Raw genomic sequence first — 14,765 nt, 5'->3', positions numbered from 1 at the left:
GTGATCCCAGCCATAATACATGATAAAAACCATCATGTTTATGCCCGGTTAGCGACCCCACCGCAAGTGCTTTGCGGCTGCTCGAAAATCGGCCGGAACCAATGCCGCTGGGGCAATCGGGCCTCAAACACTTTCGAGGTATGTCTCGATCTCGAAATCGCTGACATTGAGCGCGAACGTGTTCAATTCCTGGCGTTTGCAGGCAACGAAGGAGTCGCGCAGGATGGCTGGAAAAATCTCCGCCACATGCGTCCCGCTCTCGAAGGCGGCGATCGCCGACGCCCAGTCCGGCGGCAGCTTTGCCGGCGGAAGTCCCTGGCCGTCGGTGCCGATCGGATCGCCTGGCGATATTTGTCTTTCAATGCCCGTCAGTGCGGCGCCCAATATGGCCGCTAGCACCAGATAGGGATTGGCGTCGGCTCCCGAAACGCGATGCTCGATGCGGCGCGCACCGGTTGGCCCGCCGGGAATGCGGATCGCGACCATACGGTTCTCATAACCCCAGGCGACTGCGGTCGGCGCATAGGATCTCGGGCGCAGCCTGCGGTAGGAGTTGAAGTGCGGCGCGAACACCAGCGTGCTTTCGGCCATTGCCGCAAGCAGGCCGCCGACCGCATGGCGCATGGTCTCAGAACCCTGGTCGGTGCCGTCATCGAAGACGTTGCGCCCTTCGCCGTCGACCAGGCTGAAATGAACGTGAAAGCCGTTGCCGGCCCGGTCGCCATAGGGCTTGGCCATGAAACAGGCGGCAAAGCCGTGCTTGCGGGCAATGCCCTTCACGGTGCGCTTGAACAGCACCGCATCGTCAGCCGCCCGCAAGGCGTCCGCGACATGGTTCAGATTGATTTCGAACTGGCCGACGCCGTTCTCGGCGATGGCCGTGTCGACGGGAATGCCTTGCGTCCGGCAGGCCTCGTAGACGTCATGGATGAAGGATTCGAAGTCGTCAATCTCGTCGATCGACAGCGCCGCGTCGGAATCGAGGCGGCGTCCGGTCACCGGCGAGACCGGTCCGACCGGCCGCTGCGACTGCGGATCGACGAGGTAGAATTCGAGTTCCGTTGCCGCGACCGGAGTCAGGCCCAAGGCCTTGTAGCGATCGAGGATGCGGGCCAGCGCCCGTCGCGGGTCGCCGAGATAAGGCGCGCCGCTTTCGTCGGCGAGCCAGAGGGGGACAAGCGCCGTCGGATGCGCCGTCCAGGCCACCGGCAGAATGCCGCGCCCCGTCCACTGGCACAGTCCGTCGGCATCGCCGGTCGAGAATACCAGTGTGTTGCCTTCGATGTCCTCGCCCCAGACATCGAGCCCGATCAGCGAAAAAGGCATGCGCAGCTTGCCTTCCAGCGCCTTTCTTGCCTGCTCGACGGGAATGCGCTTGCCGCGCATGATGCCGTTGAGGTCGCACACCGCGGCTCTCAGGCTCTGGATGTCGGTCCTGCTATCAAGCCAGTTCAAAACGTCCGCAATTGCATCGCTCAATTTATGACCTCTGGTTTTCGAAGGTGCCGCAACCTGACCGGCTGCACTGTCCCTGATAAAAATAGCTTGTGAGTTTTAGGAAAACAGACTTGGCTGTCGCCAAGCGCTTTTCCTTATTTTTTCAAGTCACTAGCCGGGATGTCGGGAGGCATTTCAAAACCAATTGCGCGATCTGCGATCGCAACATAGAGGCAAGAGGCCGGAAAGCCAAGTGGCGTCGCCCGAATCCGCACAAACGCGACGCGCATCAGTTTCTCGCCTTCGGAAATCTCGCCTGCTGCAGTATGTGCGAGGCCCCTTCGTCGATGTCGCGCACGATGGCAGCGCGGGCGCGCTCGCCATCCTGGGCCTCGATCGCAGCGACGACTTCCTCGTGAAAGTCGATGTCGAGGATGGAGGCGAGGTTATCCTCGAAACCCATGGCAAGGTTCCTGAGGAAAGGGCCGACCTGCATCCATACGGTTTCGATCAGGAAGATCATCTGCTCGTTGCCGCAATGGCGATAGATCGAGAATTTGAAGTCGTGGTTCTTGCGCAGGTAATCATCGATATCGCCTTTGCGGGCCGCCAAAGTCAGGTCGGTGGCGTGGCGTCGGATGGTGCGCAGATTGTTGCCATTGATGCGTTTTGTCGCCAGTTCGGTCGCCGAGCCTTCGAGGATAGTCCGCACCGCGGTCAATTGCGAAAACCGCTCGGCCGATATCGCCGGCACTTCGACGCTGCCGTTCGGCATCGGGCTGAGCGCCCGCAGCGCCTGCAGCCGCATGAAGGCGCTGCGCACCGGCATGTCGCTGGTGCCGAGTTCCCTTGCGAGTTTTCGCGACGTCAGCTTCTGGCCCGGCGTGAACTGGCCGGACATCAGCGCCCGCACAAGTTCCAGATAGACTTTTTCATGCAAGGGAACGGTGTCGACGGCGGTCAACCCGAATTGTGTTTTGTCGGCCATTGGCGGGGCGCTGCTTCATCGGTTCAGAAATCTGTGCGGCCGGCTGGTTTCGCCGCTGGGGATTCTGCGTGGCCGAGCCCGGCGAGAACGCCGAAGTCAGCGACTTATCAAGCACATGATAGACGCTTCGATCGTTGCGCGGCAAGCCGACGCGTCGCACCAAGGCCGACGGCTTGATTGTCAGGCATATGGCGTCTCTGCCACGCTGTGCAAAACGGTCATCACAAATCTTGACCTCGCATGCACTTGCACCTCTGGCCGCTGTCTGGCTTTTTGGGCTACCCATCGCAACGGAGTGATTCGCATCATGCCGCTCGATTGCAAGGTTTCAAGGCAGTCTGCGGGTGGGTCGTGAAGCGCGCGCAATTGGCGAAGGAGACACAGGCATGGCCGAGTTCAAGAAGCCCGAAATCTCCGAGATGAGACCCAAGATCACCGTGATCGGCGTTGGTGGCGGCGGTGGCAATGCCGTCAACAACATGATCGCGGAGCAGCTTCAGGGTACTGAATTCATCGCCGCCAACACGGACGCCCAGGCGCTGACCATGTCGAAGGCGTCCAGGCTGATCCAGCTTGGCGCCCACGTCACCGAAGGATTGGGCGCCGGATCGCTTCCCGAGATCGGCCGCGCCGCGGCCGAGGAATCGCTCGACGAGATCATGGACCATCTGGCCGGTACGCATATGTGTTTCGTCACCGCCGGAATGGGCGGCGGCACGGGAACCGGTGCGGCTCCAATCATCGCCCAGGCGGCACGCAAGGCCGGCATCCTGACGGTTGGTGTCGTCACCAAGCCGTTCGCCTTTGAAGGCCGGCGCCGCATGCAGATGGCCGAAGAGGGCATCGAGCGGCTCCGCGAGAGCGCCGACACGGTGATCGTCATCCCGAACCAGAACCTGTTTCGGATCGCCGATGCCAAGACCACCTTCGCCGATGCGTTCGTCATTGCCGATCGGGTGCTCTATGCCGGCGTCAGCTGCATCACCGACCTCATCGTCAAGGAAGGCCTGATCAATCTCGACTTCGCCGATGTCAAATCGGTGATGCGCGACATGGGCCGCGCCATGATGGGCACCGGTGAGGCCTCCGGCGAGGGTCGGGCGATGAAGGCGGCCGAAGCCGCGATCGCCAACCCGCTGCTCGACGAAGTGTCGATGAAAGGCGCCAAGGGCGTGCTGGTCTCGATATCGGGCGGCAGGGACATGACCCTGTTCGAGGTCGACGAGGCCGCCACCCGCATCCGCGAAGAGGTCTACGAGGATGCCGACATCATCGTTGGCGCCATCTTCGACAAGGGCATGGAAGGCCGCTTCAGGGTCTCGGTCGTGGCGACGGGCCTCGACCGTGCTTTTGGCGCCGAGGATGCCGAAGCCGGCATCGCACGCGACCACGCCGGTCAGCCGGCGCGGACGCTTCAATAAGTCATATCGCGCGTTTATCCTCGCCAAGAGATAATTTCTCGGGGGAGACATCGCTGAATAGCAATGGCATTGCCGACGGATCAGATTGACTGGCGCAACTATTGTGTTCAGCTGTATCGATCTCTGTACGGTTGCTGCTACAAGAATCCGTCATGGACGGCCATCTATACTGGCTACTCGTATCGTTCGAGCGACGAGAGGCGCGGCTTGGAATTCGACTTGAAAACCATCGAAGCGCTTGCGCCCGATCAGGCGTCGTTGAGCGCCGCTTCCAGGTTGACCAGGCAATCGAACTGGCCACGGCTCGAGAAGAGCGATCAGCTGGGGCTCCTCTGGGGGGAATGCCAGGGTTCCGGCTCCAATCCGTATCGTGTGGTCGTCGACACCGGCGACCATGGCTACAAATGCACCTGTCCGTCGCGGAAATTTCCCTGCAAGCACACTTTGGCGCTGATGTGGATTGCAGCCACCACGCCGGCCAGTTTTACCGCCGCAGGCTCGACCCCGGAATGGGTGAATGATTGGCTCGGCCGCCGCAGGAAGGCCTCGCCACAGCCGGCGGCGCCAGCGCCCGGTGCGGGAGGCAAGAGCATTGGCGAGGCCTCGCGCGACGACGAAAGCGCAGACATCGAGGACGCCGCTGCGGTCGAGCGCCGCGAGGCAGCGCAGCGCAAGCGGACGCTGGATACGCAATCCGCGGTGTCGGCGGCGTTGGATGAGCTGGATCAATGGATCGCTGACCAGTTGCGGCTTGGCCTGGCCGGTTTTGTCGACAACAGCAGTGATCGTTGCCGCCGGATTGCGGCACGGCTGGTCGACATGAAGGCGACAGCGCTTGCCGGCCGCATCGACGAGATTCCGTCACGGCTGATGGGGCTGCGCAGCGAGGAGCGCCCGGACGCGGCGCTCCGCGAACTCGGCAAGCTTGTGCTGGTGGTCAAGGCCTGGCGATCGACACCAGGAGACGCCGAACTGAGGCGGCTCGTATCGACGTCCGAAAGCCGTGAGCAGGTTCTGGCCAATCCCGATGCCAAACAGGTCGAAAGCGTCTGGGAGGTGCTTGGCGAGAAGATCGAGTCGCGCCGTGACGGTCTCGTCAGCCATTCGACCTGGCTCCTCGACCTGAAGAGCGCGAGCCCGCAATTTGCTCTCTTGCTCGACTATTTTCCGGCCTCGGCCGGTCGCCGGTCGAACGCCTTCACACCGGGCGACCGGTTCGATGCCAGGCTGGTCTTTTACCCGGCACGCCAGCCGCTGCGGGCCTTGGTGGCGGACCGCAAGGGCGACGTCCCGACAGGTGAGTGGCCCGATTTCGGCTTTCACACAGCCGATCCGCTCGCGGCGCATGCTGCTCACCAGAACGCAGCCCCTTGGCTCACCGATTGTCCTGTCATGCTGCCGCCCGGCGCGATCCTGCTGGACGATCGGGGCGCCGCCTGGTGGCAAGCCGCCGGCGATCCGCATGGTATCGCCTTGCCGATTGCCGACACCGTCAATCCAACGCTGCTTGGGCTGGACCTTATGGCAACGGCAGCACTTTGGAATGGCAGCCGGCTTGACCTGCTGGCGGCGCAAAGCGGTTTCGGTAGGCTTGACCTGTCGTGAACGAGATCGAGCAGACCGGCCTGGCGGCCATGCGCGACTGCTGGATCACCGGCGGGATCACCTTCGACCTGGCTCCGGGCGCGTGGAAGGAGATCGCCGGCGGTGCCAGCCCCGACGAGCGCGAACGCCGGCTGCTGGCGATCGCCGCACAAGCTCTCGACATCGCCTTGCGGCCAGCCGCGCCAAAGACGCTGAAACGCCGCCCGCAATTGCCCGAACTCGCCTTGCCGATGCTGCCGGAACGGCTGCGGCCGCTATTGCGAGCCGCGCTAAAGCATGCCGCCGACACAAGAAGCAAGTCGCGTGTGGTCACGCTCGTCTCCAGCCGCGGCTTCGTGCTGCATCCGATGGACTGGATGCCAGCCGCGTCGGATCAGAGCAGTCCGGACGTCTATGCACCCTGGATCGACTGGCAGGCAGGCGCGGACGGCGAAAAACCTGCAAGCCAGGAGCATCTGACGGTGGAAAACTGGGATGACTTCTATCCCGCCGCACGCCGCACCGCGCTCGCCGATATGCGCCGCACCGCACCGGCTTCGGCTAGGCAGCTGATCGAAACCAAGGCATCCGGCGAGCCGGCGGAAATCAGGATTGCACTCGTCGACCTGTTGCGCTTCGGCCTGGGCGCTGATGACGTGCCGTTCCTGAAGAGCCTCTCCGCCGATCGTTCCGGCAAGCTGCGCGAGCTCGCTGGCCGGTTGCTGGCAAGATTGGGAGAGCACGGCTCGCCAGGCGATGGCGGGCCGGAAGATCCGACGGCCGAACTCGCTGCCTTCATCGCTGAAGGCAAATCCGGCTTCATCCGCCGCCGCACCACCTACACGCCGGCAAAACTCAAATCGCCGGCGCAGGAAAGACGTCGCGCCGAACTGTTCGAGACCTGCAACCTGGTCGACCTCGCCACGCGCTTCGGCACCACCGAATCCGAGTTTATCGGGGCGTGGCAATTCGGCGCTGAGAACAATGCCGATATCCTTGTTGCCCGAATGGTCGCGGCGTCGGGCAGCGACGCCGCGGTGACGCACATGGCGGATATGCTTGTCGCCGAAGGTGGCAAGCCCGCACTCTTCGTCCTCCACCTCATGGCGCGTCTGGACAGCCGCAGGAAGCGCGTCCTGATCAAGTCGATCCTGAAGGACACGCAACATCTCGGCGCGCTCAATCTGGCCGAGGGCCTCGAAGCAAGCTGGCTGGAATGGGCCGACCTGACAAACGGCCAGACGCTCCCGGCGCTTCGCTCCGCTGTTGCAGGAAACGATGACGCTGTGAAGCGGGGCGTCGACCAGCTCCTGGAAACTATGGGCTTTCTCGCCACGGCGGCGACGGCGGAGAAATTGATCGGAGACGTCGTTGCGGGCGGTATGGCGCCGGCAGCGCCTTCACTCGGTCTTCTGCGCCTCAACGCAGCGCTGGCCGAGCCTTAACCGACACATGATCAATCCGGAGAACAGCTAATGAACGCAGCCATCCGTCTTCCGGTCGAGCAGGCCTATGCCNTAACCGACACATGATCAATCCGGAGAACAGCTAATGAACGCAGCCATCCGTCTTCCGGTCGAGCAGGCCTATGCCGCCGAATTGCAGGCGCTCTCGCGCAATGACGAGCGGCAAAGGCCTGCCGGATGGAGCCTTTCGCCAAAGGCGGTCCTTACCTACCTGCTCGGCGGAAAGGCTGACGACGGGACAGTGATAACGCCGAAATATGTCGGCCGGCGCCGGCTGATGGAAACCGCGGTGGCGACGCTCGCCACCGATCGCGCGCTGTTGCTGCTGGGTGTCCCCGGCACGGCCAAATCCTGGGTGTCGGAACATCTCGCCGCCGCCATCATGGGCGATTCGACCCTGATCGTGCAGTGCACGGCTGGTACCGACGAGAACCAGATCCGCTATGGCTGGAACTACGCACAGCTTCTGGCAAAGGGCCCAAGCCAGGACGCGCTGGTGCCGACGCCGCTCTACCGCGCCATGCAGGACGGCAAGCTTTGCCGCCTCGAGGAGCTGACGCGCATGGGCTCCGATGTCCAGGACACGCTGATCACCGTGCTGTCCGAAAAGATGATGCCGATCCCGGAACTCAACACCTCGATCTACGCGCAGCGCGGCTTCAACATCATCGCCACCGCCAACAACCGCGACAAGGGCGTCAACGAGCTGTCCTCGGCGTTGAAGCGCCGCTTTAACGTCGTCGTACTGCCCTTGCCCGAAGACATGGCGGAGGAAGTGGCGATTGTCTCCAAGCGGGTCGGCGAGATGGCCGGCGGTCTTGACCTGCCGGTGCCGAAGAATGTCGGTGAGGAGATCGCGCGCGTGCTGACCATTTTTCGCGAGTTGCGCTCCGGCGCTACAGCCGACGGCAAGGTGACGTTGAAGACGCCGTCCGGTTCGCTGTCCACGGCCGAAGCCATTGCCACCATGGTCGGCGGCCTCAGCCAGGCGGCCTGGTTCGACAGCGGCAAGCTCGGCGCCGAAGGTCTTGCCGCCAGCCTCGTCGGTGCGATCGTGAAGGATCCGGTGCAGGACAAACTGGTGCTGGAGGAGTATCTGGAAACCGTGCTCAAGAAGCGGCCAGACTATGCCGGCTACTACGCGGCCTTGAACGCGGCGATCTGACGCCATGGCGCTTAGCGACGTTTCCTATTTCGGCATACGCCATCACGGGCCAGGCTCCGCCGGCAGCCTGGTGCAGGCGTTGCAGGAGTTGAAACCGGTCGCCGTGCTGATCGAAGGACCGGCCGACGCCAGCCCGCTGCTGCCGTTGCTGGCCCACCCCGAAATGCAGCCGCCGGTGGCGCTGCTCTGCTATCCCGAAGACGATCCGGCCTCGACAAGCTTCTGGCCCTTCGCCGAATTCTCGCCGGAGTACCAGGCGACGCTCTGGGCCGTCACCAACAATGCGGCAGTGCGCTTCATCGATTTGCCGTCTTCAGCCCGCACTGCGCCGATTGAGGCCGTGGGGGAAACCGATAGCGATGGAACGGAAGCCAGCGTTGAGGCTGACTTGGCGCCGCATCTGCGGGACCCGATCGGAACGCTGGCACAAGCTGCCGGCTATGAAGATGGCGAAAGCTGGTGGGCTGATATCATCGAGCAGAACCCTGAGCCCGGCCCAATCTTCGCGGCAATAGCCGACGCGATGACGACGTTGCGCGAAGGCGAAGGTCCGCTTGCCGAATTCGAGGCAAAGCGCGAAGCGCATATGCGACTTGAAATCGCCGCCGCGCGAAAGGAATTCGATGGGCCGATCGCTATCGTTTGCGGTGCCTTCCATGTGCCGGCACTGCAGGCGACGCGACCGCTGAAGGAGGACCAGGCGCTACTCAAGGGGCTCGCCCGCCGCAAAAGCATGATGACCTGGGCGCCGTGGACGGGGCCGCGCCTGGCGCTGGGCTTCGGTTATGGCGCCGGCGTTGTCGCGCCCGGCTGGTGCAAGCATCTGTGGCAGACGCGCGGGCAAGGGGACTCCTCGGTCCTGTGGCTGGCGAAGATCGCGGCGGTCCTGAGGGCCAAGGGGCACATGGTCTCGACCGCCTCGCTGATCGAAGCCGAACGGCTGGCCCGCACGCTGGCTGTGATCCGTGAACGGCCAAAGCCCGGGTTCGAGGAATTGCGTGACGCCGCGATCGCCGCCCTGTTCAACGGGGAAGCGCTGCTGTGGGCGCTGGTCGAAGCCGAATTGCTGCTGGGCGCCGATGTCGGTGAAATTCCGCCGGACACGCCGCTGGCGCCGCTGATCGAGGACCTGCAGCGCAGCCAGAAGGCGGCGCGGCTGAAGCCCGAAGCGCTGGAGCGTGAATTGTCGGTCGACCTGCGCAGCGAAAGCGGGCTGTTTCGATCGACCTTGCTGCACCGGCTGTCCGTGCTTGGCGTGCATTGGGGCAAGCTGACCGACAGCGGCCGCAGCCGCGGCACCTTTCGCGAGCGCTGGATGCTGTCGTGGGAACCTGAATATGCCGTTCGACTGGTCGAGAACCTGGTCTACGGACCAACCATCGAAAAGGCGGCCAATGGCCGGCTGATCCAGATGATCGGCGCGGCGACGTCTCTTGATGCGATGGCCGCACTGGTCCAGGGCGCCATCACGGCAAACCTGTCGGAAGCGTCGGCGGCCGGTCTCGCGGCATTGGAGGAACGGGCGGCGCGCAGCAGCGAATGCCTGGAAATCCTGACATCGGTGCCGCCGCTCGCCGACATCATCCGCTACGGCGAGGCTCGCAAGACGGAAACCGCCCGTCTGTCCGGCCTCCTGGAGCGGCTGATCGTCGAAGGCGGGATCGCACTTGCCTATGCCGCCCGCGACCTCGATGCCCAGGCATCCACGACGCTGGTCGGCGCCATGCGCAAGGCCGACGAAGCGATCAGTCTGGTCGAGCCTGAACAGGACGTGCTGGACATCTGGCGCAATGGACTGGCTGCGGTGCTCGATGGATCGCGCTCGACGGCGCTGGTGGCAGGCTGTGCCGCGCATCTGCTCTACGAAGCCGGCCATTTGTCAGCCGACGCGGCAACCGGTCTGATCGCACGACGTCTGTCTCCAGGAACGCCGGTCACCGAGGCTGCAGGGTTCTTCGAGGGTTTCTTCAGCACTGCCGGCCAACGGCTGATCTACGACGAGGGCCTGCGCGGTGCGGTGGATGCCTGGCTCGCATCCCTCGACGAAGAGGCCTTCATTGCCCATCTGCCGTTGCTGCGCCGGGTCTTTTCGCATCTGGACTCGATGGAGCGGCGACGGTTGATCGAAGCGGTGCTCGGCCGCACCGCACGGCTGCCTGCCGGACTGACGCCGACTCCGGATGGCGGCGAAGCGTGGCGCCGGCACCTGGAACGGCTTGGACCCCTGCTGATGAGCGAGGCCGGCAATGGATGACGAGGCCGAAATCAGCGAGCCAATCCAAGCCGGCGACGGACGCGAGCGCCGCTGGCGCATGGCGATCGGTGCCGATGAGGAAACCTCGTCAGCGCTGTCCGACACCGACAAGCGGCTTTCCGCGGCGCTCGATGCGCTTTACGGCGATGGTGCCGGCGATGCGGCTGCCGATCCGCGCAAGCGGCGCGGCGGCCTCGGCCGATCGGCGCCAAGGGTGGCACAGTGGATGGGCGATATCAGGTCGTTCTTTCCCGCACAGGTCGTCGAGATCGTCCAGAAGGATGCCTTCGAACGGCTCAACCTGAAGCAGATGCTGATGGAGCCGGAATTCCTCAAAGCGATCGAGGCCGACGTCAATCTCGTCGCCGACCTGATTTCGCTCCGCTCGGTCATGCCGGCCAAGACCAAGGACATTGCGCGCACGATCATCGCCGATATCGTTGCCAAGCTGATGCAGCGGCTGGAACAGAAGACAGCCGAGGCGATACGCGGCGCGGTCGACCGATCGCAGCGCACCAACCGCCCACGCCAGCGCGACATCGACTGGCCGCGTACGATCTCAGCCAACCTTCGCCATTACCAGCCCGAGCACAAGACCATCGTGCCGGAGAAGCTGGTCGGCTTCATGCGCAAACAGCGAAGGCTGGTCGACCTGGATGAGGTGGTGCTGTGCGTCGACCAGTCGGGCTCTATGGCAAGCTCGGTAATCTACGCCTCGATATTCGCGGCGGTGATGGCCTCCCTGCCGGTGGTGCGGACCAAGCTTGTCTGCTTCGACACGGCAATCGTCGATCTGACCGAGGAGCTTAGCGATCCTGTCGAAGTCCTGTTCGGCGTGCAGCTGGGCGGCGGCACCGACATCAACCAGGCCGTGGCCTATTGCGCGGACCGCATCGAACGGCCGACCAAGTCGCATATGGTGCTGATCACCGACCTTTATGAGGGCGGCAACGGGCAGGAATTGCTGCAGCGGCTTGCTGCACTCGTTCGCTCCGGCGTCAACGTCGTGGTGCTCCTGGCGCTGACCGACCAGGGCAGGCCGGGTTATGACCCGAAGATGGCAGGCTCGGTGGCCGCCCTCGGCATTCCGGTTTTTGCCTGCACGCCGGATCTGTTTCCAGACATGATGGCGGCGGCATTGCGTCGGGAAGATATCGGCGCATGGGCGGCTGGCGCAGATATCAAGCTGGTTCGTGCCGAGGCCGAGACTCCGGAGTAAAACAGCCGTCGCCAGAGCTGCCAGGATGCTTCTGGCAGCTCTGGGATAAATCGCTGGAGCTCAGCCGAACTTCGGGTCGAGGCTGCCCGACTTATAGCGCTTGGCCATTTCGGCGACCGGCAGCGGCTTGATCTTCTGCGCGTTGCCGGCGGTGCCGAACTGTTCGAAGCGCTCTTTGCAGAGCTTGCGCATGGCGGCCATGGCCGGTGTCAAATATTTGCGCGGATCGAACTCGCTTGGATTCTCGGTCAGCACCTTGCGGATCGCGCCGGTCAGCGCCATGCGGTTGTCGGTGTCGATGTTGATCTTGCGCACGCCGTGCTTGATGCCGCGCTGGATTTCCTCGACCGGCACGCCCCAGGTCGGCTTCATCTGGCCGCCATATTTGTTGATGATTTCCTGCAGGTCCTCGGGCACCGAGGACGAGCCGTGCATGACCAGATGCATGTTCGGCAGCCGGCGGTGGATCTCCTCGATGACGTTCATGGCCAGCACTGCGCCGTCAGGCTTGCGCGAGAATTTGTAGGCGCCGTGGCTGGTGCCCATGGCAACCGCCAGCGCATCGACATGGGTGTCCTTGACGAACTCGACCGCTTGTTCGGGATCGGTCAAAAGCTGGTCGTGGCTGATCGCGCCTTCGACGCCGTGGCCGTCTTCCTGCTCGCCGCCGCCGCTCTCCAGCGAGCCGAGCACGCCGATCTCGCCTTCCACGGACACGCCGCCCCAATGCGCCATGTCGACGACGCGCTTGGTGATGCCGGAATTGTAGGCGTAGTCGGCCGGCGTCTTGCCGTCTTCCTTCAGCGACCCGTCCATCATGACCGAGGTGAAGCCGTACTGGATAGCGGTGACGCAGGTGGCTTCGTTATTGCCATGGTCGAGATGCATGCAGACCGGAATGTCGGGGTGGATTTCGACCAGCGCGTCGATCAGCTTGGCCAGCACCACGTCATTGGCATAGGCGCGGGCGCCGCGGCTTGCCTGTAGGATGACCGGTGACTGGGTCTCCTCGGCGGCCTCCATGATGGCAAGGCCCTGTTCCATGTTGTTCATGTTGAAAGCGGGCACGCCGTAGCCGTATTCGGCGGCGTGGTCGAGCAATTGTCTCAGTGTTATGCGAGCCACCCAATAGTCTCCCGTATCTGGTTTCAAGCGCAACGTCGCGGGCCGGCCGGTTGCCGGTCGGCCCTTGATGCTTCTGGCGGGATTTCAACGGAACCGCAACCTTCAGAGCTCTTCTCGATCGCAATTCTTGTTGCAGGGTTGAAATCCGGCCGTTTTGGTGACTTAAGCCGCGATCAACTCCCGCGCCGCCAGGAGTTGCACGCAGGCGTTCGCCGCTTCCTTGCCCTTGACCGTGAAGTGCTCGAAGAAGAAGCGGTGGTGCTCGGCGCTGTCGTGGTAGTTGTGTGGGGTGAGCACCGCCGACAGCACCGGCACGCCAGTCGACAGCTGCACGTTCATCATGCCGTCGATCACCGCGCTGGCGACGAACTCATGCCGGTAGATGCCGCCATTGACGACGAAGTCGGTACCGAGGATCGCGGCATAGCGGCCGGTTCCGGCCAGGGTCTTGGCATGCAGCGGAATCTCATAGGCGCCCGGCACGTCGAAGACATCGACGGTGAAGCGCTCGCCTCCGATGTTAGGCAGTTCCGCCTCGAAGGCCTGTACGCACTGGTCGACGATATCGGCATGCCAGCGAGCCCTGATAACGGCGATGCGGGTCGTTTCATAGTTTTTGTGGGAATGCTGATTCATGGGTCCATCCTTCCGTTTCGAACCAGAATCAGGACGCACGATACGCAATCCGGCCCGCCGGGGCGGTCCGTTTTACGTTTCGTTCTCTTCCATCCGGACTGTAACCGTCGGCTCCGGAATCACACCGGATCTGCTGACCCCTCCGACCATCGGAGGGCGCTCGCGGGCTTGGGTAAAACCCTTACCGCCGGTGGGGACTTTCACCCCGCCCTGAGAACATTAACGGCTTTGTATGAAAGGGCAGGGCGCTGCTGTCAACCGTGGGAAGGTTGGGCCAAGCACGTCGACTACCGCGTGCGCCACGCCGCTGCCGAAGCGGCAACCAGCATCAGCAATGCCGCGACCATTGCGCAGGTGGCAAAACCAAAGCTGGAGTAGAGCGGCCCGAAGCTGGTGGTGCCGACGAAGACCGCGAGATAAGTCACCGCGCTGTTCAGGCCCATGATCGTGCCGCGCCGCGACGGATCGAGCGCCGACAGGCGCATCACCAGGACATTCAGGCCGAAATGATTGGCCAGTCCCCAGATCGCCACCATGGTCAAGGTCAGCCCGAAACTGCCGCTCGTCGTGGCCATCGCGACGTAGACGACGGCAACCAGAAGATAGGCGAATGGCATGACGCGCCGCGCACCCAGTCTGTCGATGACGCCGTCGAGCAGAGCAGCGGTGCCGAAGCCTATGCCGTAGGCAAGCGCCGCCAGGCCATTGGCGCTCACCGGCTGTCCAAGCCCGACATGAAGATGGTCGCCGAGATAGCCATAGACGCCGTAGAACGAAGTCATGAAGGCCGCGCACGCGACCAGCAGCGGCAGGATTCCGGGAATGCCGAGCGCTTCCAGCGGGGCGGGCGCCGGTCCGGCCTTCCTGATGTCGCTAAGCGACGTCACTGTCAGCCCCATCCATGCAATGGCCGCAAGCACCGCGACCGCTGCGAAAACGGCGCGCCAATGCACAAGATCGGCAAGCACGGCCGAAAGCGAAACGCCGGCGACCATGCTGAGCGTCCATCCGGTCAGCACGACGCCGATCGTGCCGCTCTCCCTGCCCGGTGGGGCGATGGCCGCGGCGCTGGCATAGATCGCGGGCATGGCGATCCCGGCAGCGATGCCGGCCAGCAGCTGTGCGGAGACCAGCATGATCACCGTGGGTGCGGCGGCACTCGCCACCAGCGCTAGTGCCAGCAGCAACAGTGCGCCCTGCAGCATCCGGCGTGCGCCGAGCCGGTCGATGTAGCGGGCCAGGAACAGGGCGCTGGCCGAGGTGCCGAGGCCGAACGCGGCCGCCGCAATCATCACGGCCGGCACGCTGGTTCCGAACGACGAGGCGACAGCCGGTGCGATCGGACCCAGCACTAGCGAGTTCGAGCCGATGACGGCGATGCAGCCCGTCAAGAGATAGGCAAGCGCCGGGATCGGGGCTCGGGCAGTCAATGGCGCAACTTGATCAATGTTCGACATATCAGCATAATGG

General features: G+C 63.6%; 11 protein-coding genes and 1 riboswitch. Of the genes, 6 read left to right on the top strand and 5 right to left on the bottom strand.

Features of this window, described 5'->3' with window-relative positions:
- Nucleotides 1–123 precede the first annotated feature (123 nt).
- Both X735_RS164055 and X735_RS164060 read right to left on the bottom strand, forming a co-directional pair.
- Nucleotides 124–1,479, bottom strand: a complete 1,356-nt coding sequence (locus tag X735_RS164055; RefSeq protein WP_023808771.1) for a glutamine synthetase family protein — start codon at nt 1,477–1,479, stop codon at nt 124–126.
- Nucleotides 1,480–1,726: 247 nt separating this feature from the next.
- Nucleotides 1,727–2,425: a GntR family transcriptional regulator gene (locus tag X735_RS164060; protein ID WP_023808770.1), complete on the bottom strand. Its 699-nt coding sequence runs from the start codon at nt 2,423–2,425 to the stop codon at nt 1,727–1,729.
- A gap of 386 nt (nt 2,426–2,811) precedes the next feature.
- Here X735_RS164060 and ftsZ point away from each other — a divergent pair, with 386 nt between their 5' ends.
- From ftsZ to X735_RS164090, 6 genes are all read left to right on the top strand, one after another.
- Nucleotides 2,812–3,846, top strand: a complete 1,035-nt coding sequence (ftsZ, locus tag X735_RS164065) for a cell division protein FtsZ (protein ID WP_023808769.1) — start codon at nt 2,812–2,814, stop codon at nt 3,844–3,846.
- Between the two features lie 219 nt (nt 3,847–4,065).
- Entirely contained in the window at nt 4,066–5,451 is a 1,386-nt protein-coding gene (locus X735_RS164070; RefSeq protein WP_245273044.1) for an SWIM zinc finger family protein, read from the top strand.
- Nucleotides 5,448–6,875: a DUF5691 domain-containing protein gene (locus tag X735_RS164075; protein ID WP_023808767.1), complete on the top strand. Its 1,428-nt coding sequence runs from the start codon at nt 5,448–5,450 to the stop codon at nt 6,873–6,875. Before X735_RS164070 ends, X735_RS164075 begins: the two co-directional genes overlap by 4 nt.
- A gap of 106 nt (nt 6,876–6,981) precedes the next feature.
- Nucleotides 6,982–8,061 (top strand): AAA family ATPase, encoded by a 1,080-nt coding sequence (locus X735_RS164080; protein WP_023808766.1) that lies wholly within the window; start codon nt 6,982–6,984, stop codon nt 8,059–8,061.
- A gap of 4 nt (nt 8,062–8,065) precedes the next feature.
- Nucleotides 8,066–10,315: a DUF5682 family protein gene (locus tag X735_RS164085; protein WP_023808765.1), complete on the top strand. Its 2,250-nt coding sequence runs from the start codon at nt 8,066–8,068 to the stop codon at nt 10,313–10,315.
- Complete coding sequence (locus X735_RS164090; protein WP_023808764.1) at nt 10,308–11,534, top strand: VWA domain-containing protein; 1,227 nt, start codon at nt 10,308–10,310, stop codon at nt 11,532–11,534. Before X735_RS164085 ends, X735_RS164090 begins: the two co-directional genes overlap by 8 nt.
- Nucleotides 11,535–11,594: 60 nt before the next feature.
- On the opposite strand, the gene fba is transcribed toward X735_RS164090, so the two are convergent.
- The 3 genes from fba to X735_RS164105 form a co-directional block, all read right to left on the bottom strand.
- On the bottom strand, nt 11,595–12,659 hold the full coding sequence (fba, locus tag X735_RS164095) for a class II fructose-bisphosphate aldolase (RefSeq protein ID WP_023808763.1): 1,065 nt from the start codon (nt 12,657–12,659) through the stop codon (nt 11,595–11,597).
- A gap of 162 nt (nt 12,660–12,821) precedes the next feature.
- The gene (locus tag X735_RS164100) at nt 12,822–13,295 is read right to left on the bottom strand and encodes a 6,7-dimethyl-8-ribityllumazine synthase (protein ID WP_023808762.1); all 474 of its coding nucleotides are present in this window, start codon (nt 13,293–13,295) and stop codon (nt 12,822–12,824) included.
- Nucleotides 13,296–13,372: 77 nt separating this feature from the next.
- A riboswitch (FMN riboswitch) is annotated at nt 13,373–13,517 on the bottom strand.
- A 65-nt stretch (nt 13,518–13,582) separates the two neighbouring features.
- Nucleotides 13,583–14,752, bottom strand: coding sequence for an MFS transporter (locus tag X735_RS164105; RefSeq protein ID WP_023808761.1), 1,170 nt, complete (start codon nt 14,750–14,752; stop codon nt 13,583–13,585).
- Between the last annotated feature and the right edge of the window lie 13 nt (nt 14,753–14,765).

It is taken from the genome of Mesorhizobium sp. L2C084A000 (genome assembly GCF_000502875.1).
GTDB lineage: Bacteria > Pseudomonadota > Alphaproteobacteria > Rhizobiales > Rhizobiaceae > Mesorhizobium.
Note: the sequence above shows the minus strand (reverse complement) of the source record. Positions and strands in the feature narration are given on the sequence as shown.